At 46.5% G+C, this 24333-nt stretch carries 26 protein-coding genes and 1 pseudogene; 7 read left to right on the top strand and 20 right to left on the bottom strand.

What is annotated here, in order from left to right; all coding sequences use genetic code 11:
- The first annotated feature begins 105 nt into the window (after positions 1-105).
- Genes V513_RS13075 through pncA form a run of 3 tightly spaced genes read left to right on the top strand, consistent with a single transcriptional unit; the run spans position 106 to position 2645 of the window.
- A complete protein-coding gene (locus tag V513_RS13075) occupies positions 106-957 on the top strand; it encodes a DUF4438 domain-containing protein (protein WP_014731295.1) in 852 nt (283 codons plus the stop codon).
- A 41-nt stretch (positions 958-998) separates the two neighbouring features.
- Positions 999-2012: a glycoside hydrolase family 10 protein gene (locus V513_RS13070; RefSeq protein ID WP_257212134.1), complete on the top strand. Its 1014-nt coding sequence runs from the start codon at positions 999-1001 to the stop codon at positions 2010-2012.
- A 24-nt stretch (positions 2013-2036) separates the two neighbouring features.
- A complete protein-coding gene (pncA, locus tag V513_RS13065) occupies positions 2037-2645 on the top strand; it encodes a bifunctional nicotinamidase/pyrazinamidase (RefSeq protein WP_099773086.1) in 609 nt (202 codons plus the stop codon).
- Positions 2646-3305: 660 nt separating this feature from the next.
- Here pncA and msrA read toward each other — a convergent pair.
- From msrA to heR, 17 genes are all read right to left on the bottom strand, one after another.
- Positions 3306-4007 carry a peptide-methionine (S)-S-oxide reductase MsrA gene (msrA, locus tag V513_RS13060; protein WP_099773085.1) on the bottom strand — a complete coding sequence of 234 codons (702 nt, stop codon included), beginning with the start codon at positions 4005-4007 and terminating at the stop codon, positions 3306-3308.
- A 1024-nt stretch (positions 4008-5031) separates the two neighbouring features.
- Positions 5032-5529, bottom strand: a complete 498-nt coding sequence (locus tag V513_RS13055; RefSeq protein WP_099773084.1) for a ferritin-like domain-containing protein — start codon at positions 5527-5529, stop codon at positions 5032-5034.
- The gene (locus V513_RS13050; protein ID WP_099773083.1) at positions 5529-7358 is read right to left on the bottom strand and encodes an FAD-dependent oxidoreductase; all 1830 of its coding nucleotides are present in this window, start codon (positions 7356-7358) and stop codon (positions 5529-5531) included. The genes V513_RS13055 and V513_RS13050 overlap by 1 nt, the downstream gene beginning before the upstream one ends.
- 12 nt (positions 7359-7370) lie before the next feature.
- Positions 7371-8477: an NADH-quinone oxidoreductase subunit D gene (locus V513_RS13045; RefSeq protein WP_099773150.1), complete on the bottom strand. Its 1107-nt coding sequence runs from the start codon at positions 8475-8477 to the stop codon at positions 7371-7373.
- Positions 8470-8985: an NADH-quinone oxidoreductase subunit C gene (locus V513_RS13040; protein ID WP_099773082.1), complete on the bottom strand. Its 516-nt coding sequence runs from the start codon at positions 8983-8985 to the stop codon at positions 8470-8472. The genes V513_RS13045 and V513_RS13040 overlap by 8 nt, the downstream gene beginning before the upstream one ends.
- Complete coding sequence (nuoB, locus tag V513_RS13035) at positions 8969-9508, bottom strand: NADH-quinone oxidoreductase subunit NuoB (RefSeq protein ID WP_099773081.1); 540 nt, start codon at positions 9506-9508, stop codon at positions 8969-8971. Before nuoB ends, V513_RS13040 begins: the two co-directional genes overlap by 17 nt.
- Before the next feature lie 4 nt (positions 9509-9512).
- The gene (locus V513_RS13030) at positions 9513-10421 is read right to left on the bottom strand and encodes a respiratory chain complex I subunit 1 family protein (protein ID WP_099773080.1); all 909 of its coding nucleotides are present in this window, start codon (positions 10419-10421) and stop codon (positions 9513-9515) included.
- A 4-nt stretch (positions 10422-10425) separates the two neighbouring features.
- Positions 10426-12258: a proton-conducting transporter transmembrane domain-containing protein gene (locus tag V513_RS13025; protein ID WP_099773079.1), complete on the bottom strand. Its 1833-nt coding sequence runs from the start codon at positions 12256-12258 to the stop codon at positions 10426-10428.
- Complete coding sequence (locus V513_RS13020; protein ID WP_099773078.1) at positions 12259-13707, bottom strand: complex I subunit 5 family protein; 1449 nt, start codon at positions 13705-13707, stop codon at positions 12259-12261.
- Positions 13704-14054 carry a sodium:proton antiporter gene (locus tag V513_RS13015; RefSeq protein WP_099773077.1) on the bottom strand — a complete coding sequence of 117 codons (351 nt, stop codon included), beginning with the start codon at positions 14052-14054 and terminating at the stop codon, positions 13704-13706. Before V513_RS13015 ends, V513_RS13020 begins: the two co-directional genes overlap by 4 nt.
- Positions 14051-14809, bottom strand: coding sequence for a Na(+)/H(+) antiporter subunit B (locus V513_RS13010; protein WP_099773076.1), 759 nt, complete (start codon positions 14807-14809; stop codon positions 14051-14053). Before V513_RS13010 ends, V513_RS13015 begins: the two co-directional genes overlap by 4 nt.
- Positions 14806-15048 carry a Na(+)/H(+) antiporter subunit B gene (locus tag V513_RS13005; RefSeq protein ID WP_014731281.1) on the bottom strand — a complete coding sequence of 81 codons (243 nt, stop codon included), beginning with the start codon at positions 15046-15048 and terminating at the stop codon, positions 14806-14808. Before V513_RS13005 ends, V513_RS13010 begins: the two co-directional genes overlap by 4 nt.
- The gene (gene mnhG, locus V513_RS13000) at positions 15045-15389 is read right to left on the bottom strand and encodes a monovalent cation/H(+) antiporter subunit G (protein ID WP_014731280.1); all 345 of its coding nucleotides are present in this window, start codon (positions 15387-15389) and stop codon (positions 15045-15047) included. The genes V513_RS13005 and mnhG overlap by 4 nt, the downstream gene beginning before the upstream one ends.
- Positions 15386-15640: a cation:proton antiporter gene (locus tag V513_RS12995; RefSeq protein WP_014731279.1), complete on the bottom strand. Its 255-nt coding sequence runs from the start codon at positions 15638-15640 to the stop codon at positions 15386-15388. The genes mnhG and V513_RS12995 overlap by 4 nt, the downstream gene beginning before the upstream one ends.
- Positions 15637-16128: a Na+/H+ antiporter subunit E gene (locus V513_RS12990; protein WP_014731278.1), complete on the bottom strand. Its 492-nt coding sequence runs from the start codon at positions 16126-16128 to the stop codon at positions 15637-15639. Before V513_RS12990 ends, V513_RS12995 begins: the two co-directional genes overlap by 4 nt.
- A gap of 225 nt (positions 16129-16353) precedes the next feature.
- Positions 16354-17091: a class I SAM-dependent methyltransferase gene (locus V513_RS12985; RefSeq protein WP_099773075.1), complete on the bottom strand. Its 738-nt coding sequence runs from the start codon at positions 17089-17091 to the stop codon at positions 16354-16356.
- Positions 17092-17163: 72 nt separating this feature from the next.
- Complete coding sequence (gene heR, locus V513_RS12980) at positions 17164-17928, bottom strand: heliorhodopsin HeR (RefSeq protein ID WP_099773074.1); 765 nt, start codon at positions 17926-17928, stop codon at positions 17164-17166.
- Between the two features lie 453 nt (positions 17929-18381).
- Between heR and V513_RS13785 the strand changes: the two genes are divergently transcribed.
- The 4 genes and pseudogenes from V513_RS13785 (at position 18382) to V513_RS12960 (ending at position 20709) form a co-directional block, all read left to right on the top strand.
- Positions 18382-18591 (top strand): protease inhibitor I42 family protein, encoded by a 210-nt coding sequence (locus tag V513_RS13785; RefSeq protein WP_373561620.1) that lies wholly within the window; start codon positions 18382-18384, stop codon positions 18589-18591.
- Positions 18592-18719: 128 nt separating this feature from the next.
- A pseudogene (locus V513_RS12970) lies at positions 18720-19010 on the top strand (protease inhibitor I42 family protein); the annotation flags it as partial.
- A 186-nt stretch (positions 19011-19196) separates the two neighbouring features.
- On the top strand, positions 19197-19823 hold the full coding sequence (locus V513_RS12965) for a bifunctional 4-hydroxy-2-oxoglutarate aldolase/2-dehydro-3-deoxy-phosphogluconate aldolase (protein ID WP_099773071.1): 627 nt from the start codon (positions 19197-19199) through the stop codon (positions 19821-19823).
- A complete protein-coding gene (locus V513_RS12960; protein WP_099773070.1) occupies positions 19810-20709 on the top strand; it encodes an ROK family protein in 900 nt (299 codons plus the stop codon). Before V513_RS12965 ends, V513_RS12960 begins: the two co-directional genes overlap by 14 nt.
- A gap of 369 nt (positions 20710-21078) precedes the next feature.
- Here V513_RS12960 and V513_RS12955 read toward each other — a convergent pair whose 3' ends face one another.
- Genes V513_RS12955 through V513_RS12945 form a run of 3 tightly spaced genes read right to left on the bottom strand, consistent with a single transcriptional unit; the run spans position 21079 to position 24118 of the window.
- Entirely contained in the window at positions 21079-21945 is an 867-nt protein-coding gene (locus V513_RS12955; protein ID WP_099773069.1) for a DUF6305 family protein, read from the bottom strand.
- 53 nt (positions 21946-21998) lie between these two features.
- Positions 21999-22625: an ABC transporter substrate-binding protein gene (locus tag V513_RS12950; RefSeq protein WP_180274904.1), complete on the bottom strand. Its 627-nt coding sequence runs from the start codon at positions 22623-22625 to the stop codon at positions 21999-22001.
- The gene (locus V513_RS12945; RefSeq protein ID WP_099773067.1) at positions 22622-24118 is read right to left on the bottom strand and encodes an ABC transporter substrate-binding protein; all 1497 of its coding nucleotides are present in this window, start codon (positions 24116-24118) and stop codon (positions 22622-22624) included. The genes V513_RS12950 and V513_RS12945 overlap by 4 nt, the downstream gene beginning before the upstream one ends.
- Between the last annotated feature and the right edge of the window lie 215 nt (positions 24119-24333).

Here is a 24333-nt window from a genome sequence, read left to right as displayed (position 1 = left end):
ATAACCTCCAGCGTGGATTATATCACGGTTCGGACAAGCGTTATCGGGTTGATATAATATATATGTACTTCAAAACAACACAACGATTGAATGGAGGAAAGTACATTGCGTACAAACAAAGCTTCTGTAGTGAAGATCTCGGTAAGCGGAGAAGTTGCCCATCCCTTGAGGAGAAGCCCCTTCAGACTGGAAGTCGATGGGACTCCCAGACTCTTTCCCGGCACTGGTGGAATAACCTATAACTTCGCTCTTGGGGACAGCGCATTCAAGATGGTGGGCGACCATGTTGAACCGGATGTTTCTACGAAGAACCCGGACAACGACAAAAACGCGGCATATGTCGGCTATTCCTGTATCGGCAATTCGGCCACTTTGATCAGCGGAGATGCAAAAGGGGAGAAGGGAATAGTAATAGGCAAACATGGCGGCATAAATCATGTCTTGATTCACTTCAAAGAAGACATAAAGAAGAAGATGGCGATTGGAGACAAGATACAGGTTGTCGGATTCGGCCAAGGATTGGTGCTTGAGGACTATCCTTCGATAAGGGTTTACAATATCGATCCAGAACTTCTCGATAGAATTCCCGTTGGAGAAGGAGATGGAAAGATCCACTTTCCAGTTAGGGCAATAGTACCGGGCTATCTCATGGGTTCCGGCTCAGGATCGGGAGATCCTTCCGGCGGAGACTACGACATCATTACAAATGACAGGGCACTCATAAAGAAAGTCGGTCTCGACAGGCTAAGAATAGGCGATTTTGTAGCCCTTGAGAACCACAACGATTCTTTCGGACTTGGAGGTTATATGGAGGGCTCCGTTACTATCGGAGTAGTTGTGCACGGAGACTGTATAATTACCGGTCACGGCCCCGGCGTAACGGTAGTAATGGCGGACGGCAAGGGCATAATAATCCCGGAAATAAGCGAAAAATCTAACGTGATCGACTTCATCTGATAGTCTGGACAGAATTGCCGACATATTGAATGGAGGAGAAGATGAGCGGATTCAGACCGGAAGTGTGGGTTCCTAGCAAGGAACTCGTATCTCGGGAATCTCTGAGCAGAATGATCGAAAAGCTAGACGGGATAAATGCCTTCAGGGCTTACATACAGGTTGTTAATCGCGCCGATTCTTACTACTCCTCAAATATGCTCCCTCCTGCCGAAGAATTAGTTCAAGACTTTGATGCACTTCAGATGACCATAGAAAAGGCTTGCGGAAGGGAGTTCAAGATTTCGGCATGGATGAACGTTAACCTTGTTTGGGGTTTTGGAAAGCAAAGACCCCTTTCCGAAAAGCATGTATTGAACAGGAGACCGGAATGGATCACCGTAGACGAGAGCGGCAATTCTATGCTTGAGTGTTCATCTAGCAATTTAGAAGAAGTATTCGGGCCGTACATAGATCCCGGTATCCCAGATGTGAGAGAATTCACTGCCCAAATTGCTTCGGAAATTTCAAATTACGATGTGGAAGAGGTTCATCTTGACTTCATAAGGTACCCATTCAAGAGCTTCGGCTACAATCCGCTTGCTCTGGCTGAATACAGAAAGTGGCTCAATCGAGAGGAACTTATCGAAAGTAAGGACACCTTCGTTCGCTTCAGAATCTATTCCATCACGAGACAGGTCTCGATGATCTCCGAAGTCGTAAGAGCCAAAGGGAAAAAGTTATCCTGTGCGGTCTACGATGATTATTCAGAAAGAGCTGTAAGTGAGCGTCTGCAACCCTGGATAGAGTGGTTGAAGAGCGGGTTGATTGATTCGGCCGTCGTTATGGCATATGGAAAGGAACCGGATGAAGTGATCACCAGGATAGAGAAGATCCGCAGTCTTCATGGATCGCTGAAAGATATTAGAATCGGACTTGGAGCATTCAATTACACAGGTCGATGGGACGAGTTCGCTGAACTGATCAAGAGGGTTCAGAAGCTAAGACCGGACGAGATCACGCTTTTCGCCCTTGGCTCAGTTGATGAAGAACTTCGCAAAAAGTTAAGGGCGCTTTAGAAATTTGAAAGTGAGGCGATTGAAATGCGTAAAGCACTGCTAGTCGTAGATGTTCAGAACGACTTCTATGAAACCGGCGCACTGCCCGTAAACGATGCGAGCAAGATCAACACAGTGGTAAACAGAACAATGAAAGACCCCGTGTACAAGGTGATAGTTGCGAGCCAGGACTGGCATCCGTCGAATCACATGAGCTTTGCGGTCAATCATGGGAAAGACCCTTTTACACCGTTTGACAACGGGAAAGGGATCGGCCCCGTTTTGTGGCCTGTTCACTGTCAACAGGGAAGTCATGGAGCGGAGTTTCATCAAGACATAGAGAGTTGGCGCTTCGACTATATAGTAAGAAAGGGGACTCACCCCCACGTCGACAGCTACTCGATCTTCAAGGAGAACGATGGAACACAGCTTGGAACCGACGGACTTCTCAAGGCACTTGGAATCGAGGAACTTGACATTTGCGGGCTCGCTCTTGACTACTGCCTAAAATATACTGTTCACGATGCGCTCCTGGCAGGCTTCAAGACAAACGTAATAATAAACGGAACAAAAGGGGTTGAGGCTAACCAGGGCGATATTCAGAGGACTATAGAGGAGTTCAAAAGCGCGGGAGTAAAACTTATCGAGAGATGAGTTGTAAGAACGGGGTTGGGGGTAGCAGGTAGGGGGTTGGAAAGAGCGAAAAATCAGTTGCAAGATGCAAGTTCCAAGTTGCAAGTAAAAAGACCTAACAAGACGGGTCTCGTCTCGAGTCTGGGGTTTCGTGAACAAAACCGGGTCACCAGTTCAAGGTTTTGCTGCAACTTAGGAAGTTATCCAAACATCGACTTTCGGAAGCTCCTCACTCTGTCATCCCGAACTTGTTTCGGGATCTGGGTTTTTCAAGAATCGGGGTTGGGGGTCGGAAATCGGGGGTTGGAAAGAGCGACTGAAAACCGGATCACCACTGAATGGTTCTCAGTTCTCCGAGGAGAGCCTTGAAGCAAGAGCATCCGGATTCCGACCAGGAGCTCTGTCGGAATGACGGAATGTATCCTTTTCGGAATAATCATTCGCTGTCATCCCGAACTTGTTTCGGGATCTAATTCCAAGAACAAACAACCCAGACGCTTAGCGTAGGAACGGACAACCGGTCTTCTCGGCGGCGACGGTGGATCGTTGACGGACAACTATCATCATGTCTCGTATATCGAAGCCTAGTTCTCGATAATGAGCTTTATCTACTTTTCTCTCTTATTCCTTAATTCAGACCAGGCTTTATTTAGAATTAGTTTTTCAGAATCTCTTTTCACTCTAAAAGAGCATCTCCCTCACCTTTTCGAGAGCTCTATTCTGGAGACCGTAATCTTCATATTCGTTTTTCATAAGATCGGGGTCTCCCTTGCCAGCCAGGAGAGAGTTTAACCTGGCCGCCACAGTTGAATCGTTCAAAGCGAAGATGTCTTCGTAATATCTTAGAAGATCGTTTAGAATCTCCTTATCTCTCTGGAGGTAAAACTTGAGATGGTAATCCTCGGCTCTGTAGAACTCGGTCATCCGCGAGACTTCTGTGGCCGCCTTCCTGCCGGCTTCGTTCTCCTTCGAATCAATGAACATTTCAGCGGTCTCTTTCTGTTGTTCATTGTGATAGAGAATGAGAGACATATACTGAATCTTGTAATTCACATAAGGGTTGTGAGAAAGCCAAAAAAGCTCCAAAAGTTCTTCATAGGAGATTACTGAAGAATCAAACTGTATCTGAACTACCTCAGTGTGGTCTCCAAGAGAATAGTAGCTTGGATTAACCTTCGTGCCTCCTGCGTATCCAACGCTGGTCCTATATACTCCGCTTATCCCTCCAAATATCGCTTCAGAACCCCAGAAACAGCCTAATCCGAAGGTCGCGGTTTCTAGATTCTCTGGCAAATTAGCATCAACTACTGGTATTTCAGTACTGGCCATAGTAAACACTCCTATCAATGCGAGTAAAAACATTATTGTGACAATCCTTTTCATAAATACCTCCATGTAATTCTAGACAAATATTATCGGTCTTCTTATGACTATTTAGAATGGTTACAAGTTCAAGGCATGGGTTATCCGTCGGGCTGTTCACCGTTCACGAGAAGAGCCGCTGGCCGATTGCTAAGAGACGCTGAAAACTGGAAAGACCGGGGTTGGGGGTTGCGGGTTCGTGGTAGGAAGAGCAACAAAACTGGTTCACCGTTCTCCGAGGAGAATCTGTTATTCCAGAGCAAGGATTTGTTCTTCGTTCTTCGTTAAATCGCGAAGCAAGAGCATCCAGATTCCGACCAGGAGCTTTGTCGGAATAACGGAATCTAGCCTTCCCGCATTAATCGTTAGTTATCATCCCGCTGAGCCTGCCCTGAAATGCTCTTGTTCAGGGCTCCTGTTTGGGGTCTCCTGTTAAGGGTCATCCCGAACTTGTTTCGGGATCTGGGTTTTGGAGAAACCGTGGTTGGGGGTCGCGGTTCGTGGTAGGAAAAGCAAGAGAAACTGGTTGACCGTTGAGAGGTTCTCTGTTCGCCGAGGAGAGCCGTGAAGCAATAGCATCAAGATTCCGACCAGGAGCTTTGTCGGAATGACGGAATCTATCCTTTTCGGAATAATCACTCGCTGTCATCCCGAACTTGTTTCGGGATGTTTTGAACCGATCGGGGCTGCAGGTAGGTGGTTGCAGGTCCGAAAAGAGCTACGGAACACAAGATGCTGAAAATAGTTCATGATGTTGGTATGTGATGTTTGATCTTGATCTTCATACGTCTACCCTCATACCTCTGACCTCTTTAGTTTCTTTGATCTTATCGAAGGACACGCTCTTCTCAGAAGACCGTTGACGGATAACGTGGTTTTCATCAGCGTACAGCGGTAATTACGAGGGACGGGTCCATGTTCTTGAAGGACCAAGGATGGTTCTTCATAGCATTCAGCGGGTTCTCCGCTTTTAAGCGTGCAGCGGCTCTTCTCCCGCAAAGCGTAACGGCTTCTTCGTCTCTCTTCTCGAGAACGTTCTCTCCAATCAAAAGGGATAGAAGCCAAGATCAATTGCGTTCTTTTCGTATATCTTTTCCATGAGGTCTTTGACAAGAGTAACATGCCCTTTTTCCCAGTTCATTAGCTTTACCATGAGTTTCTTTGCACTCGTGTCTTCCACGTTTTTGGAGGCATTTTCGTAGTAATCAACAAAATCCCTCTCAATGAGGTAGGCCATTCTTAAAATCGAAAGATCGGCAAGATCGCTGCTGTAAGAGTTGTTTGAGAGCGCTTGCGATTTCAGCCTCTCTACGAATATCTCCTCCGCTTCTTCCTGTAGGGCAAAATCAACCTTCTTGTTATCTTCAAGAGCTTCGATCATACCCTCAATGAACTTCACATGAGAGTCTTCCATTTCCATAAGATATTCGAAGGTCTTTTTGGCTACGGATTGATTGACCTTCTGCATATTATTTTTATAGAACTCCCGGCCTGATTTTTCGAAACTGAGTGCTACCTCCAGAATGCTCTTGAAATCGCTCATCACTTCACCCCTTTACTAAGGTACTCGTCGATACCAACTGCCGCTTTGTGACCGTCGGCAACGCCATGAATGATGTCCGGACCATTCACGATATCTCCTCCCGCGAAAAGCCAGGGAAGATCTGTTTGACCTTTCTCGTTAACGAGTATTCTTCCCCTTACGAACTGTATCTTCTCTCTGATCGATTCTGGAAGATAATCGTAGTCCGGCGCCTGACCTATTGCCTCAACAATCATTTTTCCTTCGATCATACTTTCGTCGCTTTCATCGAATCTTGGGTTGAATCTTCCGTCTTTATCAAAGACTGCTGTGCAAGCAATCGTAGATAATCCGAAGACTTTGCCGCCCTTGAGACAGACTTCCTTCGGTCCTCGACTAGGAAAGAATTTGATTCCCTCTTCCCTTCCCTCTACTATCTCCTCAAGGTCGGCTGGCATCTCATCCGAGGATTCGAGACATGTTACTTTGATATCTATCGGCATTCCTTCCATCTTCTGGAGACGGGCAACGCTACGAGCCACGTCCATTGCAACGTTTCCTCCGCCTATTACGACAAGGCTTTCTGGCACCTCCGGTTTCTTGCTTGAATCCCCTCTGAGATAATCGCGAATAGACTCGAGAAGAGGCATGGCCATCAAAACCCCTTCGCTGTCAGCTCCTTTGACTCCGGTGCTTCTTCCCTTCATGAACCCCGTTCCGAGAAAGACCGCATCGAACTTCTCATGAAGGTGTTCTATAGTGACGTCCTTTCCAACTGTCTTACCGCATTCGATCTTCACACCCAAGGCTTCTATTACTTCTAAGTCTGCATCCAATGCTTCATCGGGGAGACGATAGCGTGGTATACCATACCTCATGACACCACCCGCATGCTCTTTGCTTTCATAGACTGTAACAGAGTAGCCCATTAGCGAAAGGTAATATGCGGCAGACAGACCGGCCGGGCCACTGCCTATTATCGCAACTCTGCCACTTCCCTTTCTGACTATCTCTTGTTCTTTCGCATATCTTATAACGTCTTCCGTCTTCTCCTGATCCATGAGATATCTCTTCAGCCATCTTATGGCAACGGGCTCTCCCCTGTTACCTATTGAACAGACGGTCTCACACTTGTGGGTACAGACGCGTCCACAAACCGACGGCAAAGGATTGGTCCTGTATATCCATTCGACGCCCTCTTTTGTATCGTTCTTGAAGACGCTCTCTATGTATCTAGGAATATCCATTTTTGCCGGGCAGGCATCTATGCAGAGTTCGCAGTCCACACATCTTGCCGCCTCCGCTATGGCCTGCTCTTTCGAGAATCCCTTGACAAATTCTATAAACGACTGAACTCTCTCTTCACCCGAGAGCTCTTCCATTTCTACCCTTTCAAGATCGAGCAGTTCCGAGTTTTCATCGCGTGAATAGCCTATAGGTTGACTATCATGATGGATGCCAGTTTCATCTGGTAGGAAGAAAAAACTATCAGGGTCGTCGGATATATGAATATACTCCCTGGTCATGTTCAGTGAACCCGTCGTACATATGTCGACACACATACCGCAGAAGGAACATCTTCCATAGTCTATAGCCGGTCGCTGTGCCTTCTTTCCGATATCGACCGTAATATCCACTGGCACCATCTTAATGGCGTCGGTGGGGCATATCTTTGCGCAAGTTCCACATCCGGAGCATTTGTCCCAATCGTTAACGTGGAACCCCCTGTATCTTTCGGCTGCTTCGCGATAAACCTGTGGAACTTTTATTGTAACCGGCTTCGTGAACAGTCTCTTCCAGGCTACAGTAGGACCCCAGAAAGTCTTTTTGAAATCATCGTATACGCTCACGTTACCAGCCCCCTATCTGTCGATCTCTGGCGGACAGAAGTCCATAGTGGTTAGCCAGAGAGCAACGTCTTCTATTCTTGTGCCTGCTAGCAGTTTCTCGACACCGTACAAACCCTGAGGAAAGGAAGCCCCTCTGACGTTTATCCTGTAGGGTCTTTCCCCTCCATCTGAGACAACAAAGTATCCGTACTCGCCCCTGGATGACTCTATGTGAGTGTAGACAGTTCCCTCCGGCACCCTCCATCTGAGAGCGCTGCCAGATGAGATCTTTGCGTTCACAGGTCCCTCCGGCATTTTCTCAAGTACCTGCCTCAGTATCCTGATACTCTGCATCATCTCATAGTATTTCAAAGTGAATCTGGCAAATGCATCCCCTTCAGTTGCGGTGGGAATGTCGAAAGCCACACTGTCATATTTTGCATAAGGATCTATCTTTCTTATGTCATAGGGCAGACCTGTTGCTCTCAGTCCCACGCCGGTTACGCCTATTTCCAGCGCCTCTTCTCTGGTTAGAAGCGCGAGACCCTCTGTCCTCGTTCTGATTATCCTGTTTTTCAGGAGCAGGTTCTCAAATTCATCGCTCCTGCTTTCTATGTAATCCAGAAATTCAACTATCTCAGATTCTATCCCTTCGGGCAGATCCTTTCTTACACCCCCAGGAACGATATACATGTGATAGACCCTTGCGCCTGTAATTTTCTCGAAAATATCTAGAATCCTGTCCCTGTCCGCAAGAGTCCAGTGCGAAATCGTGTAGAGACCCGTAGATCCTCCGACTCCACCCAAAGCCATTAGATGGGAAGCTATTCTCGCCAGCTCGAGAATTATCATCCTTATCCAGTGAGCCCTTTCTGGCACTTCCGTCCCGGTGAGCGCTTCGACTGCCATTGCGTAAACCATTTCGTTTATGTCCGGTTCGGGCACGCAGATTCGGGGGATCAAGGCCAGGTTTTGCATCCAGCCTCTTCTCTCCATCAACTTCTCGAAGCCCCTGTGAAGGAAGCCAGGAACGAGTCTCGATCTGACGACGGTGTCACCCTCCACGTAGAGGTGAACGCTTGAATTGCCATGCATCCCGGGGTGGTTAGGGCCCAAGAACAGCTTGACTTCCTTACTCATTCTCATCGCCCCCTTCGACCAGGAACTCTGTTTCGTAACTCCTGTCCGGAAAGTGCTCGTTTGAATATTTCTGCGGATCGAAGTCTTTTCTCATCGGTGGCATTTCCTTCCAGTTTTCGAGTATGAGTGGTTTGAGATCGGGGTTGCCATCGAACACTATACCAAAGAACTCGTGAACGTCTCTTTCATAAAACCTTGCTGTAGGCCAAAGGTGCATCACGCTAGTAATGACGGGCCTGTCTCTACTAACAGAACTCTTCACCAACAGAGTCTCTCCCGTCTCCCATCTGAAAAGGGTGTAGAACACCTCGAAGACTCCGTCTTTTATCCTATCGACGCCGGTTATTAATGAGAGATGAGAGAAGCCTTTTCTCTTCAAGAGCTCAAGAACCGCGTTCAGCATTGAAGCTTCAACGGATACGATCGACTCACGGGCGGTTACTTCCTTGACCGACAATTCTCCGGCAATAGTCGTCACTTCTGCAAGTATCTCATTCATGGAATTCATCGTGCACATACACCTCCCCGAGAGCCTCTATCTGATTCTTCTTGTACCAATCGTTCTTATCCTGATACTCTTTCCAGCCGTTGGCCTCTCCTCTGTCAATCTTGCTCATCAGCGCGGTGAATCCGCTTACTATAGCTTCCGGGCGGGGCATACAACCGGCCAGATAAAGATCCACAGGCACATAAAGATCCAGTTTGTTTATCGTCGCGTACGAGTCGTAGTATATTCCCCCATTTAAAGTGCAAGAACCAAAGCCGACTATATACTTCGGCGACTGCATCTGTTCGTATGAGTAAATGACTCTCCTGAGAGTCTTAGTACTTAGGTATCCGGTGATTAACATAATGTCGGCCTGCCTAGGAGTTGCCATAGGCCCAATCCCGAGACGCTCCATATCGAAGCGCGAAGTCATCGTTGGAGGCAGCTCTATAGCTCCACATCCGGTACAGTAATAAAGCATCCACAGCGAGCGTGATCTGAGCATATTTGCTACTTTTTTCCACGCTTTGCGTTCTTCGCTCATGCCATCACCTCCCCATCACAAAGACCACTATGATTACTTGAACGAAGGAGAGAATGAGCGGCCATTTCCAGTAGAATTTGATCGCCTGCTCGACCCTGAATCTTGGAATAGTGGCGGAGATGATTACTATGGAGAAGTACACTATAAGGAACTTCAAGAGGAATTCCCATAAAGTCCTACCGCCTCCAAGGAAGAGGTTCACAAACAATCCGATCTCAATGAATGTCGCAAATGCGTGCTGGATCATCAGCATACCAAGATACTTCCCGCTGTACTCCACAAGTGGTCCGGAAGCTATCTCGGCCGGTGCAATGAAGGTGTCGAAGGGCTTCTTTCCGAGCATCCCTATCAGAGAAATAAAGGCAACTACTCCGCCAATCGGCATTAACCAAGCGTTGTAAGCACCCTGCGCTATCTGGATGCTTACAAGATCGGATAGAGATGAAGTCCCATGGTGGAAAAAGACCCCGAGAATCACTATCATGAAGGGAAGTTCGTATCCAAGCATCTGGGCCAGTGCCCTTCCGATTCCTATGGATGCATTTGGATTTCCCGACCCTACGGCAGACATCGCCATTCCAAGAAGGCCAATTGCCAGAAGATAGATCACTACAAAGACATTGTCGATTCCCGGAAAGACGGCGAGACTGCCGGCCGGGACGAAGAAGACCGTCGCAATCGTCCCTCCCAGAGCCATAAGTAAACCAAAGTCGAAGATGAAGCCGTGGGAAATCGAGTGCTTCGTCAGAGACTTGAAAATATCTATGAAGTTCTGCCAGAAAGGCGGGCCGTATCTTCTCTGAATTCTTGCATCTATCTTTCTTGCAATTCCTTCAAGGGTTACGGTATATACGAACGCGACTATTAGAAGCGCGATCCCCGAAAGTATTGTGATTATGATATTCATAAACATGTCATCACCTCAACCACCAGAAGGCGCCAAGAAGCACAATAACAGTCAAAGCAATGTAAACCTGAGGATTACGGTTGAAAAAGACTGCCTTGAACAGGGCTCCAAGCTCCTTAATCTTCTCAGAAGTCGATGAAAGCCAGTTTTCCATCGAAGGCCACTTTTCGAATAACCTGTCGAACGGCCTGTACATCCTGTAAGAAAAGTGATAAAGCTCTGCGGTGTACAGAAAATCCCCGCCCGTGTAATTGTCTAGAAGATCTACCTGTCTGGCCTTCTTTGCGCGCATGAAGATTAACAACGATATCACGAATCCTATCGCGAAGGCAGTCGTAACCAAAACTGAGTCCCATTCCCCAGTAAGTGCGACAATTCTCGAGAAAGTCACGTCGACAGTTCCTCCGCCAACCGATTCCGTAATCCTGTTGATCGATCTTATAGCGTTGCTCGGGAAGACTCCCCAGAAAACAGTAAGAAATGTCAGAAAGGCCATCGGAGCAAGCATAATCAGCGGTGCTTCTCTAACTTTCTCATGTTCGGGCTTCAGTTGTCCCAGGAAAATCCCCGCTAGAGGTTTGAAGACATACATGAATGACCCTATGCTTCCAAAGAAAGCGGCAAAGGCTAGAAACGGCAAACCATCCTGCACTAGCTGCTGATAGATCAACCACTTCGACACGAATCCGCTTGTAGGAGGAATTCCAGCCACCGAAATAATCGCAACGAGATAAACGGCGAAGGTGACGGGCATCTTCATTATGAGTCCTCCCATCTCGTGCATTTTCGTAGTCTTTGTCCTGTAGGCTACCGCAGCTATCGCCATAAACATGGCGGCAGATGCCATTGCGTGGTTGAGAATGTGCATCATTCCTCCGGCAGTCGCGTAGGTTCCACCAATGGCGAGGGCCAACACTATATAGCCTGAATTGCTTACAGTCGAAAAGGCGATGAGTTCTTTGGCGTCTTCCATTCGTATAGCCATAACCGTTCCCACGACTATCGAAATGCCCCCAAGGAGGGCAAATCCATAATTTACGATCGGAATGCCGTTAAATAGGGGAAGTTTGCCGAAAACCTTAAAGGAGGGGAAAACAATCGTCATGGTGAAGAGTAGAAAGCCACCGAGTTTTGTGAGTCCTCCGGAAAGGATGGGGCTGAATTCGTCTGGTGCAGAAGAATGTGAGCCCCTAAGCCATGTATGGAGAGGGAAAGTTCCCATCTTTGCAAGAACCATTACCGCCAAGGCTATGAAGATTGTGAGCTGAACACCGATCGGTTGGCTCTCGATCTTCAAAGCCACACTGGAAAATTCGACGGTTCCCAGCCTGCTTTCCATATAAAAGATCGCGAACAACATTGAATAACTTCCCACCGCCGCGATAGCGGCATACTTTATCGCCTCTCCAGTCGACTTTTCCTTGTCTTGAATTATGAGAATCAGAGAGGCCCATGTGGAAATCTCCCAGAAGATCATCAAAGTAAGGAAATCGGCCGAGAAGACCGCCCCGATCGCTCCTGAAGTTACAAGACTAAGCAGAAAGACCTTGACGGGGCTTTTCTTTAGAGGAAGCATGAAGACTGCAGTCATGGATATAATTAGCATCACTATCGAAGCGAAAAACCAGTTAACGGGGGTCATAGAGAAATTGAAGTTGAGTCTTCCAGTTATCCCAACCACTTCATATGATGCTCCGTTACCTCCCCAGAAAAATACATAGACAAAGATAAATATCTGGAACGCGGCGTACGCAACATATGCAGCATTCTTCTTAAATTTCGAAACCAGAAAGAACAACGGAGCGGCAAAGAGAGATGCCGCTATCACAAAGAGTATATTCATCTACATCCCTCCCAGAATGGCCATTCCGATTGCCAGAACGCCATTTACAAGAGAATCCGCGGCTCTCTCAAACATTGTGAAAGCCTCCCCGGAGCTTACCCCGAGGAAGACTATAACCGTACTTAGCACCAGCCCGAAGGCAACGAACTCCACCGATGGAACCATTCTCTTCTCAGGCGTATGAGCTGTTCCGACCGGCTTGAAGAAGGAGAAGATCCAACTGAAGTAATATGTAACTTCAATGGCCGCTGCAATGAGAATTATTACAGGAACGGCAATAGAGGTTTCGAAACTGGCCGAGATTGCGTTCAGCTTTCCCCTGAATCCGAAGAAGAGTGGCATACCTGCGATAGAAAGCGCGGAGACAACGAATGTTACCCCGACTATCGGTGACTTTCGGCCGTACCCGTTAAGGGCGTTTCTATCGTCTCGGCCCAGTTCATCTATAACCTGGTCGTCAACGGAGAATAGCATAAATTTAGAGAGGGCGTTGTTTATAAGAAGCATTATCGATGCCGTGATTGCCTCAATGCTTCCGATCCCTACAAGAAAGATCGCTAGACCCGACTGAGCGATGCTTGAATAGGCAAGCGTTCTTCTCAACGACTTCTGACTGAAAGCAAGGACCTCGCCTACAAGGACAGTTGCCGTTCCAAGAAGAATGACGAGAGTCATCGCGCGATCATCTCCAACGGCGAGAAGGACCTTTGAAAATGCATTCACCATTGCGAGCGGATAGACCGACGCAAGAACCAGTGTCGCCACACGCGACGATTTCGTCAGAACGTCGGGAACCCAACCGTTGAAGGGGAGCAATTTCGATTCGACGCCAAGACCCGCAACAATAAGAAGTGAAGAAACTAGTGTCACATCCCCGCTTATCTGGCCGGATGATACCCTGGCAGCAAGTTCGGAAATGTTCAGAGTGCCCGCTGCCCCGTAAAGAATCGCAATCCCAAGAAGATACAACAGCGATCCTACCGATCCTATCATCAGATACTTGAAAGATGCAACCTTTGAACCGCTGCCTTCTCCAGTAGATGCCAGAAGATAGGCGGAGATACCGGCGATCTCGAGAAAAACGAAGAGGTTGAAGAGATCGTTTGTCAAGAGAACCCCGTTAAGTGAGGCAAGAGCCACCAAGAAAACCACCGAGTACTTCGTTGTCTCATTCCCTTTTCGTAGGTAACTCAACACTGCAAAAAGAAAGAGAATATTTGCAACGGGAAGCAAAAGCTTCGTAGCGTCGTTGACGAGCAAGCTGATACCATACGGAGCCTTCCACCCGCCAATAGAGAAGCTTGTATCGGTGAGGAACATTACTCCGAAAACCCCAGCGAAAGCGTTGAAGAAGGCTGCTACAAGCAGAGCCCAACCGGATACACTTCTCCAGAAGGCGCTCACAAAGGCCAGCGCGAGGGGTATCGCAATTAACCATACGGGATTCATTCGGAATCTCCTCCTCTACTCGAGAGCTCCGAGATATCTATCGTGCCCCTTGATTTGTTTACAGAAACAATAAGCGCAAGCGCGAGGGCTGTTATGCCAACCCCGATGACTATAGAAGTCAAAACTAGAGCCTGGGGAAGAGGATCGACAAAGAGAAGAGACGAGTTGTCGCTGACCGATGAAAGAATAGGAGCTGCTCCCCCTTCTATGTAACCTATAGAGACAATGAAGAGGTTGACTCCGATCTCTGCGATATTTAGAGATATTATTAGCTTAACGAGATTCTTCTGCGAAAGAAGGCCGTATAAACCCACGGCTACCAGCATCATAGAGAAGTACTGGATCATACTTCATCGCCCCCTTCCGAAATTAAGTCATCTACAATTCCGGAAAGCTCTGCTCCAACCTTGAGACCGATTACAGAGTAAACAACCGGTATAATTCCTGCGCTGAAAAGCTCTCCTACCACACCCGTGGGAAGAAAATTCTTAAGGAAGGAACCTGAGATCAACAGGCCGGCTATACCTATGAGAACGTAGAGAAGTCCCATTGTACCCTCCAGTATCTTAAGTCCCTTTGAAGCCCTCTTTTCATCGTCAACCGCAACGAGCAGCAAGAAACCGGCTGCGATTATCGCTCCACCGGGGAATCCTCCGCCCGGTGTTAGATGGCCGTGAACGAATACGTATATCCCCAGCACCATTAGCAATGGGGAGATTACGCGCGAGGCGATCTTGACAACTGGGCTAACGGATATTGCCGAACGAATCCTCTTTCTCCCCCCTCCAAGAAGCAGTCCAACCCCGGTCGCCGAAATGAAGAGGACCGTCACCTCTCCAAGGGTGTCGAATGATCTGTAATTGACGACTATCGAAGTAACCATGTTTGCCGAACCCGTTTCGGCGTTTGCAGTTACTCCGAACTTAATCTCATCTTCATTACCATTGACCGATTTCTCGATGTATTTCGCTGAGACTCTTTCCGAGAGCTTCACATCACCGTATCCTGGAATCCCCATAGAATCTGAAGAGTCGGTATTCAGAACGGTTACGATCATGAAGAAGAAAAGAAGAGCTATAAGTGCAGAGATCATCCGCTTCATTCTACATCAGCTCGTTTCAGCTTCCTAAGGGAGAGGAGGAATATGGCCGTAGTGAGGCCGGCTCCAACAGAAGCTTCCGTTATTGCGACATCCGGAGCTTTCATGATAACAAACAGTATGACAGACAGAAGCCCCATTGCGGAGAGCATTATCACGGAAGTCAACAGCTTATTCGCCTCAATCGCGAAAATAGCCAGTCCCACCATTACCACTCCGATTATGAACGAGAATACGTTCACTCTTCCCCACCCCCTTTGGGGAGACCGTCCGGTTCCTTATGAGATTCCTGATAAGTTATCGGTATTATTCCTTTCTTCAGGGCCGTTCTGGCTATCGCTGAACTCCCGACAGGATTTGTAATAGCAATGAAGGCGACTATGATTATAGTCTTCAGCAGCCACTGTGGATTTATCAGTCCCACACCAAGTATCACGGAGAACGAACCCAGTGTAGTTGCCTTCGTTCCGGCCTGCAGCCTGTTGAAAACATCGGGCATCCTCAGCATTCCAAGGCCTCCCAGGAAAAAGAAAAATGTGCCGACAGATAAGAGCCCATATCCCACAATATCTAGTATGATCATCTTCTCCCCTCCAGATACCTGGCAACCACTATGGTCTCAAGAAACGAGAGCGCAGCATAAACAAGCGCTATATCTAGAAAGAGAGGATTGCCATCGATTAGAGAAAACAATACTATTGCACTAGTAATCATCACGTTCAATATATCCAGTGCTGCGACTCTGTCGGGAACCGTCGGCCCTCTCAGTAATCTGTATAGAGTCAGAGCGGCGCCAATGAGTATTAGCGAAAAGAAGATGGAGAAGCCTATCATTCGAAGATCCCCCCTATTCTCTTCTCAAACTTTCCCGAGATCTCTTCTCTTATTCTCTCGGGTTCACTGGTCTTCTTGTCTATCCAGTGAACCAGAAGCCGGTCTTCACCAATGTCAACTGTCAAGGTTCCAGGTGTGAGAGTTATTGAGTTGGCCAGAGTGAGCTTCGAGATCTCCCCTTTCAAATCCGTTTCAACTTCTACCATCGAAGGGTTTATCGGAAGAGAAGGATTCAAGACTCTTTTGGCTACATCGATATTTGCCTTTACCATTTCCATAATGAAGATTGGAAGGAAGGAGAATACGAATCTGAAGACGCGAACAGGAAAATCCAGACCGATCCGGAATCTTGAGTACTTGCTCAAGATTATGGCTACAACAGTCGAAACCACAAGCCCAAGAAGTATCTCGGCAAGGGCAAAACTCCCGGCTAAGCCCAGCCAGATGATAAAGGAGATCACCAGTAGAGAGATGAATTGCAGGGCCATTACACCACCCCTTTATGTGAAATTTGTGAAATATTCCACTTACTAATGAAAGTATCATACCATAAACTGGTATAGGGTATTACAATTCTTCTTTTCATGTTTCCACATCACTACCCCTGCAATAAACCGAAAAACCACTGAACTTTCGTAACCCTATCGATCCGGGGAAAAACTATGTGTCCATGATAATTCAATAACCAACTCGAATGACCTAAAAGATAGACTCTAATCATTTTCGCCTCTGGTTCTTTTCTTGAAGACGAATATTGAAAAGTCGTGTGAGAACTCGTTGCCGGAAAAGGCTTTCATGATTTGCCCCACCTTCTCGATCGGAAATTCCAGCGTAAGGGCCTTTTCGATTTCCCCACGGTTCTTTGCTCTCCATTTCGTTCTCACGATCCTTTCCAAAAAGCCCCTCGATGCGAAGTAATCGGAAATCTCTTTTTGAAGCCCTTTAAGGTCCCGACCATATGATAGTTCGAGAAAGTCCGCATACTGGCCTGAAGAGTAGTTGTTCTGAATATTGAAGAAATACCCGCCGGTCTTCAGGACCCTTTTGACTTCCTCAATCCCCTCTTCACAACTCTCTGTGTATTTCATGGGCGGGCCAAAGAAATACGCAAGCCTGGCGTGCACGATATCTGCCAGATCAGATTTCAGTGGAAGGTCCTCAGCAAATCCCTTCAACACACAGAAGTTCGATCTGAAGTCACGGGCTTGCCTCGATATCAATTGTTTTAACATTCCCGAATCCGGCTCCACGGCGTAAACCATGGAGGCAGTGCTTGCGTACATATGTGAATGAAAGCCTGAGCCTGCTCCAACATCGACAATCACGCTGCCTTCGAAATCGCAGAACTCTTCCATAACCTTCTCTATTTTCCTTTCTGGGTCGATCAATTCATTCTGAAGCTCGTACAGCTCCGGATTTGTTGAACCGGCATAGAAGTAGAGATTTGGCATCTATATCCTCCTGGAATTATCTTAACAAAGAGACCCCTTTCGGGGTCTCACGATACTCCTTAAAAACTTTTATCAAACTGGCCTGAGCGTTCCGGCAAAAACCTGCCACGCAAGGACACTCTTAGCAACAAGGCTGAGAAGAACATACATACTTTCGCCGAAGAGGTAGTTCTTCCAGGGACCGATCTTCTTGTACTGAAGAAACATGTTTATCGCAAAGCTGTTGAAGAAAACTAGGAAAGTAATGAGAATCGCATAAACAAAAGACGGGAATTCAACATTTGCCTTTCCAAGAGATGTAAAAAAGTATACGAAGACAGCTATCCATGTGACCGCCCCGGCAATACAGCCGAAGATAAAGGCCGTCCAGTTTGTCCTTTCGGTTGTCTGATTGTGAAGTTCCATCATAAGCCCGAAGAGGTTCATTAGGGCGTTGACAGTGAACAGCAGCATGAGGCTCACTATGTCAAGCATACCCGAGAACATAGCGATGGCAACAATCATTACCGAAGAGCTGATGGAATACTCGTACCATCTGGCGTAATTAATCCCTCTCTGAAGATTTCTTGCGTACCACCCAAAGCCAAAGGTTGAGACTATGAAATGCGCTATGGCGGACATGAAGAGGAAACTCGCGATGAAAGGACCCATCTTCAGATCCATGAAGTTCTCGGTTGCTGGAACCAGTCGCATTATCTCCCGGTCAAACTCCAGGTAGTTTCTCGTAATCGTCAAAGAAGAATCGTTGCTTACTATCAGCATTATGATTCCCTGAACAAGGTGGAGAAAACCCATTATCAAGTTGTATATACGAAGCTTTTTGTAAACGGATTCCATTTACTTTCCCCCCTTTTTCATAGCATGAAGAAATATTAACACAAATGATTGATTTGTTGAGTCATAAAAATCCACACTATTAGATAAAAGATGAAAAGTCGAAAGACGTCATTGGAGCTTGTCTTTCACGATTAGACGCGATTGAATTCGGCCGTTTTGACATTCCTCCTCTATGAAATACAAGAGAAGAGTTTAGCTGAAAACAGGACTTCTTCTTTGGATCCTTTCTTCCCGTTTGATCCTTTCTCTCTGGAGATCGTCAAATACCTACACTATTAGGTTTTCTAACAGAAGCAGAATAGGCGGTACTTATGGCTTTCAAAGACTATCACATAATCTCTTTAATAATGACGATTGTATTTGTGGCTTTCTATGGAACTCTTCTTGCCGGCATAGGAGATTCAGAAGAATCAAATATCCCGATAGTTAAACAGAATCAGCTACGAACAACGCTTGAAGGCCCAACTTGTGGAGAAAGCTTTGACCGGTTATACATGGCACTACTATTCATCAGAAGCTAACGCCTTTTCACTCTTTTCGAAGGAAAGCTCCGTTGACCAATCTGAAAAAGCTGTCCAAGGTGGCGGTTCGAAAGTGACCTGGTTATTCAGTCCAGAAACCTTGGGAAGCTTTGCGATTATTTTCAACCTCTACAGAGAATGAGAAGGCGAAGAAAAAGCTGTTGACATAAGGGTATTCAATGTAGAAATGGACGACAGAACTTTAAGTGAGTGTATTCCTGATTATGTAACGGTCCTTGACAGTTCTCCGGGTTCCATAAGTCGGGTGATCTATTCGCAGCCACTACTGAGGAAGACTTATCGGCTGGATTTTCATGGAGCGTGCGGGGCGATAGCGAAATCCTGAGACTCATAGATAACAGGTACATCGACCCTTCGAAGAGCCAATCCTCTCCCGGTGACATCTCGAACTTTCCAATAGCAAGCACCGAACCCGGAAAGCGGTTATTCGATTTCAAAGCTCTAAAAATAGGAGTCTCTCTAATAGAGTTCGAATTCTATAGCACGGTTGAAAACCATGGAAATGTTTCGACACTTTACGCGGGTGTCTCTGTTGAATAGCGATGAGAGATCTGAAAATGTTTTCAGAAGCACATTATTACATTAACATGAGCAACGATATGCCACAAAAGACATAATACTCAAATGGACAGTTTCCTTTTCAGCGGGGAAATGTGGCGATACCTCCTGATATACTAAATGCAGAGATTATCTTCTGCCGGTAAGCGAAAGGAGGGGTATTTTACCGTGTTTGAAAGACTAATGACAGAAAAGGTCTTGACAGTAATTAGGGGTCTTACGCTTGATCAATCGAGGAAGTTGTGTGAAATGCTGCTGGAAAACGACTTGACGATTCTGGAAGTCAGTTTCTCCGACGAATCTTCATCTGAGATACTGCACGAACTCAAGAAGGAATTCTACGGAAAGCTCGTGATCGGGGCCGGTACAGTATACGATGATACGGCTTATTCGAGAGCGCTTCGCTCGAATGCCGATTTCGTTCTCAGCCCTGGATTTAGTGAGAAAATCGCAAAGTTGTCGACAAGGGATGGAATAAGTTATATACCCGGAGTCTACACTTCTACAGATATACAGACGGCGCTGAACAACGGATTCAGCTTTCTGAAACTCTTCCCCGGCGATGCAGAGGGTCTGAATTTGCTAAAAGCGTACAGGGGTCCGTTTCCCACAGTCAAATTCATGCCTTTCGGCGGAGTAACGGCCGAAAACGCTACAGAATACATGAAAGCAGGCGCCGTTGCGCTCGGAATCGGTTCCTACATAGCAAACAGAAACCTTTTTGATGAGGAAAGAGAAGGGGAGGTTCTTGAAAGGATCCTGAAAATTCGGAGAGCAGTAAATGCCAGCAGTTGACATAGCGATCGACGTTGGAGGTACCAAGACTCTCGTATCGGCTTTCGATGAGAAAGAAGTGGAGCCTTATTCATCGGAAGAAATTCCCACCAGGCCGGCTGAAGGAATTGACAGTTTCTTCGAGCGACTTAGTAACATCTGTCTTCGCATGAAAGGAAGTAGAAATATAAACCGCTGGGGGCTTTGCACGGCAGGTGCCGTCAGTCCCGAAAAGGGCAAGTTGATCTGGTCGCCGAACCTCGGGTGGAAAGACGTGGAGCTCTTCAAAAGAGCTTCCTCCTTTCTCGGTACCAAAGGTGTAATCGAAAACGACTGTAATGCAGCCGCTTTTGGAGAATGGGCATTTAGAAAGGATATTGAATCGCTCATCTACGTTACCGTCAGTACGGGAATAGGCATGGGAATGGTCGTCCGGGGGAAAATCTTGCGGGGAGCAAACAACGCAGCGGGAGAGATCGGCCACACAATAGTGAAACGGAATGGCCCGCTTTGCACTTGTGGTCGCCGCGGTTGCCTGCAATCGATTTCAGGCGGCAGGGGCCTTGAAATTAGAGCAAATGATTCGCTTGGAATCGAGATCGGCACAAAAGAGATAATAGATCGCGCAGAATTGAACGAGCCGGTCTTCAAAGAAATGATAACCGAAGCCTCTGAAACTCTTGGACGATTTCTCTGCAACCTCATGGATTCTCTCGATCCTTCGGTACTGGTAATCGGAGGAAGTCTCGGGAAGAACCGGTACTATTTCGATAGAATACTCAAGACCATTGAGGAGAACTACTACAGAGTTCCAGGAAAGAAGGTAAAGATTGAGCTTTCCTCTATAGAACCCAATCCAAACATACTTGGAATACTCTCCCTATCAAGAAGAACACACAAAGACTGACTTATGTAGCCTTTATCTTGACTTCAGAAGTTAGGCAATGAAGCCAATCAAAAAAGCAAAAGCATGCTATACGAACCGGGAAAGCCGAGTTTGTAACCTTTTTTTCTTCTTCTGGTCCTTTGGCTTTTCGAATACTTCCCTTTATCCTTTGCATTGCTGTTATGTCAGCTTTTCAGAGCTTCTATCCTCTATCTCCTCATGTTCTGTAAAAGCACTCCAATAGATCTTAACTGAAAGCTGAAAGAACTCAACAAGATTTGTTTTTTGCCCTGACGTCAATAGATCTTATTCGCAAATTGCTTCATCCAAAAGCATTTGTGGAAAAACCGCTGTGAATTTGAATCTCAAATTCTGAGTCCTATTAGCTATTCACAAACCAAAATGATCCCGGATAGCCTCAACAAGTGAATCCCGTTTGATCATCGTCACGAGTTTTACAGAATGCTTTTCGCAAAGCCGGGTGAACTTCTTGTCAAAGTCGCTCTCTTCAACAATCCACACAGTTATGCTTCTGGGAAGTACGATGTCAATGAGCTCATCAGTAGATCCACCCCTGTTCGCTTTTCCCTCAACGTAGGCAAGTATCACATCCACGCCAATGGCCTCTGCCTTATCCAGAAGTGATCTTATCCTTTGTTTCTCCTGCTCCAAAGTTAATCCTTTAGCGCCTAATCCCCTGAGACTAACACCAACCACAATTATTAGCGTTCCGGCGTTTTCTTCAGTCAGCTCTTCGGCCAGTATTGTGTCATCCTGGAGAAACTCTAGATTGGCTTTTCTTGCATTCATTGACGTTGGCAACGTACCAATACTTTGCCCGGCAGAAGTAATAATCACCGGATATTTCACGCCATACGTAAATTTCCAGATCAGAGCATATGAATACGCTCCATTGATATCCTGCGCCCTGACTTCGAAGCTGTGCGGCCCTCTTGAATATGAGGTCCACGCATATTCTGTTTCTAGACAGAATTCTAACCAGTCTCCGCCGTCTTTTCTGAACTCGTAATTTGCGATTTGCCTATCCGGGTCTTCTATGGTCCAGGTGAATACTGCCGTTTCCTCATCTGTCCTTCCAGATGGTCCTTTGACTTTTGCGATCCTGAATTCTACTGTTTCTTCTTCTACAATGACCTCGACCGGCTCTGGTGAAAGTAACCCTTGCAAAGCATCGCAACCGGAGAAAACAAAGACAAGAGCCATAATGATCATGAATAATACAACACTTCTTTTCATTCTCTCACCCCCGAATTCGATCTAACTTTGCTCAACTATAGGCGTAAAGCGGATCACTTAGAAAGATCGTAGTAATAATCACCTTTGCGCGCCTGATTAGGAAACCATCCGTTGACTTTCGTTGAGTGGACGTGATGGCTATGTTCTAGAAACATTGGTATTCCAACGGCAGCCTCAATTATCTTCTCCTGTATCTCTCTGTAAAGTTCTTCACGAACAGAGATATCCACTGTTGATCTAGCCGCCAGAATATCCTCATCCACGTTGATTGCAGCCCACTCTCTATAAGCCTGCCCTCGTTGTGAGCCGTATGTACCCTGGCTCGAGTAGAATGCAACGATATAATTCTCGGGATCGCAATAATCGGCCATCCAACCCGACACAGTCAGCGGAATCTGACCGTTTTGTCGTGCCTGCAAATAAGTTGGCCATTGTACTGAGACAGTTTCTATAATGAACAAAGGATTTATTGAACCTATGAAATAGGCAAGCATTTCCACAACGTTCTCTCGAATATAGTTTCCGCTGTTATAAATCAGCTGCACCTTAAATCCCTTTTCCCACACTTCCCCATCAAAAGCTAATTTGAATTCCTGTACTGCCTTCGCAAGATTGAATTCTACAAGGGGAAGCGTTTCATCGTACCCTAGAAATCCTCTGGTTATAACCGTGGGTATCATCTCTCCCATACCACCGAGTCAGAATCAATAAATGCAACTCCATCGTGTGCATAAGAGAAGGCTTTTCGGATGTGGAGGTCGGAGAAGAAATCTGGTGGAATTCCATTTTCATCTAGCTTACCGCTTCCTATGTAAGGGCTTGAGTCATTTATTTCCCAGTTGAACATGATTTCGTGAACTGCAGTCACTGGATATATTTCTACTTTGCACTTTCCTTCCGCCTGAAGTTCAAGTGCCGTCGAGAGATTAAGATCTACTATATCTGCAAAACCTTCTTCCAGTTCGGCCTTCCTTCTGTTGTGATCGGACTCGCTATTGATTATCACTCTATCTATTGAAGGTTTCCCTCTCCAATAGTCTTCAAAACTTTCCAGGGCTATTCCATCCTCCTGTTGGTTCCATGCCTCAAGCTTGTAAGGACCCGATCCCCCTTCGGCCGACACTAAGGGTGAAACGGCTGATTCAGAATACCATCGCCACCAGCCGTCGGCTTCCCCATCCCACGCTCCGTTACTCTTCGCCCATTTCGAGTCGATAATTGCACCAGCGGGACTGAAGTGAACTATTATACTTAGAAATGGAGCAAAAGATTGTCCAATATTGAACGTCACGTCCCAACCGTCGATCTCTATGATTTTCCCAATCACATTTTCATAAAAGCCGATTAGCTTCTCTCTTGCTGAAGCCGATACAGGCACTCCTGATGGATTGAGCGCTTCGGACATCATCATTCCAGAATAGTCTCTGAACCAATCATCCAGGGCTGAAAACCTTCCGCCGGAAAGCGCATGCACTAGAAGCCAATTTGCATAGGTTTCACCTGCGAGAAGACTTCTTTCAAAGGAATACTTGACATCTTCAGGAGTTAACTCGTTTCCAGAATGGAATTTCACGCCCTGCCTTATCTGGAACGTGTACACTGCCCCGTCCTGCCCAATCAAACCGTTATCTACCGACGGCACTTCGGTAGATAACATTGGAAGGAAGTCAGTAAGCGATTCTCCGTCATACATTATGAGGTTGTCATACAAGTTGCTAATAATTTCAATTTCATAAGAAGATAGCCAATTGTTTGGGTCTAACGTCTCTACAGAATAATCGGACTTCAGAACTATTAGCTGCGATTCACTGGCAGAGAAAGTAAAATTCCATTTAACCGATTCGGAGTATGCCCCCTTGTCGTCCTGTGCCCTTACTTCGAAGCTGTGTGGCCCTTCTGAGTAGCCGCTCCAGGTGTAGCTTGTGTTCAGCCCGTGATTTGTCCAGCTAGCTCCATCCTTTCTGTATTCGTATTTGACAATCGTTCCGTTAAAGTTACTTTCAGTCCAGCTGAAGGTCGTACTACTCTGGGTAATAGTTCCAGATGGGCCAGTGACTTTGATTACTGTTTGTTCTGAACACGTGGACATCCTGTGATAAGAAACATTGAAGCCGTTAGCAGTACAAACAACAAAATTGAAATAGACCATTTCTTCATTACCCCACTTCCACAAGTGAGCCTTCGCACTCTAAGTAAGCACGTGAAGACTCAGGCAATAAACAAAATGAAGTGCAATGCACTCACACTCAACTTTGACAGCAAAAGAGAATAAATGGTGGGAATAAGTTCTGAAAGGTGCATAAGTTCGTGGTAGATATTTGAATCGTTTTTGAAATGCGGTGCCATGTGTGTTTGCTTGTCACTTTGTTAGTGCTTGACTTGTATTTA

Origin of the sequence: Mesotoga sp. H07.pep.5.3 (assembly GCF_002752615.1) — a bacterium.
In the GTDB taxonomy this organism is placed as follows: Bacteria; Thermotogota; Thermotogae; order Petrotogales; family Kosmotogaceae; genus Mesotoga; species Mesotoga prima.
This window is presented reverse-complemented; position numbering and strand designations above follow the sequence as displayed.

Bases quoted from the DNA above. Each gene is read 5' to 3' on its own strand.
- V513_RS13070 (WP_257212134.1), top strand. From the start codon at position 999: ATGAGCGGATTCAGACCGGAAGTGTGGGTTCCTAGCAAGGAACTCGTA.
- pncA (WP_099773086.1), top strand. From the start codon at position 2,037: ATGCGTAAAGCACTGCTAGTCGTAGATGTTCAGAACGACTTCTATGAA.
- msrA (WP_099773085.1), bottom strand. From the start codon at position 4,007: ATGAAAAGGATTGTCACAATAATGTTTTTACTCGCATTGATAGGAGTG.
- V513_RS13055 (WP_099773084.1), bottom strand. From the start codon at position 5,529: ATGAGCGATTTCAAGAGCATTCTGGAGGTAGCACTCAGTTTCGAAAAA.
- V513_RS13045 (WP_099773150.1), bottom strand. From the start codon at position 8,477: ATGAGTAAGGAAGTCAAGCTGTTCTTGGGCCCTAACCACCCCGGGATG.
- V513_RS13040 (WP_099773082.1), bottom strand. From the start codon at position 8,985: ATGAATTCCATGAATGAGATACTTGCAGAAGTGACGACTATTGCCGGA.
- nuoB (WP_099773081.1), bottom strand. From the start codon at position 9,508: ATGAGCGAAGAACGCAAAGCGTGGAAAAAAGTAGCAAATATGCTCAGA.
- V513_RS13030 (WP_099773080.1), bottom strand. From the start codon at position 10,421: ATGTTTATGAATATCATAATCACAATACTTTCGGGGATCGCGCTTCTA.
- V513_RS13025 (WP_099773079.1), bottom strand. From the start codon at position 12,258: ATGAATATACTCTTTGTGATAGCGGCATCTCTCTTTGCCGCTCCGTTG.
- V513_RS13020 (WP_099773078.1), bottom strand. From the start codon at position 13,707: ATGAATCCCGTATGGTTAATTGCGATACCCCTCGCGCTGGCCTTTGTG.
- V513_RS13015 (WP_099773077.1), bottom strand. From the start codon at position 14,054: ATGATCCAGTACTTCTCTATGATGCTGGTAGCCGTGGGTTTATACGGC.
- V513_RS13010 (WP_099773076.1), bottom strand. From the start codon at position 14,809: ATGAAGCGGATGATCTCTGCACTTATAGCTCTTCTTTTCTTCTTCATG.
- mnhG (WP_014731280.1), bottom strand. From the start codon at position 15,389: ATGATCATACTAGATATTGTGGGATATGGGCTCTTATCTGTCGGCACA.
- V513_RS12995 (WP_014731279.1), bottom strand. From the start codon at position 15,640: ATGATAGGCTTCTCCATCTTCTTTTCGCTAATACTCATTGGCGCCGCT.
- V513_RS12990 (WP_014731278.1), bottom strand. From the start codon at position 16,128: ATGGCCCTGCAATTCATCTCTCTACTGGTGATCTCCTTTATCATCTGG.
- V513_RS12985 (WP_099773075.1), bottom strand. From the start codon at position 17,091: ATGCCAAATCTCTACTTCTATGCCGGTTCAACAAATCCGGAGCTGTAC.
- heR (WP_099773074.1), bottom strand. From the start codon at position 17,928: ATGGAATCCGTTTACAAAAAGCTTCGTATATACAACTTGATAATGGGT.
- V513_RS12960 (WP_099773070.1), top strand. From the start codon at position 19,810: ATGCCAGCAGTTGACATAGCGATCGACGTTGGAGGTACCAAGACTCTC.
- V513_RS12955 (WP_099773069.1), bottom strand. From the start codon at position 21,945: ATGAAAAGAAGTGTTGTATTATTCATGATCATTATGGCTCTTGTCTTT.
- V513_RS12950 (WP_180274904.1), bottom strand. From the start codon at position 22,625: ATGATACCCACGGTTATAACCAGAGGATTTCTAGGGTACGATGAAACG.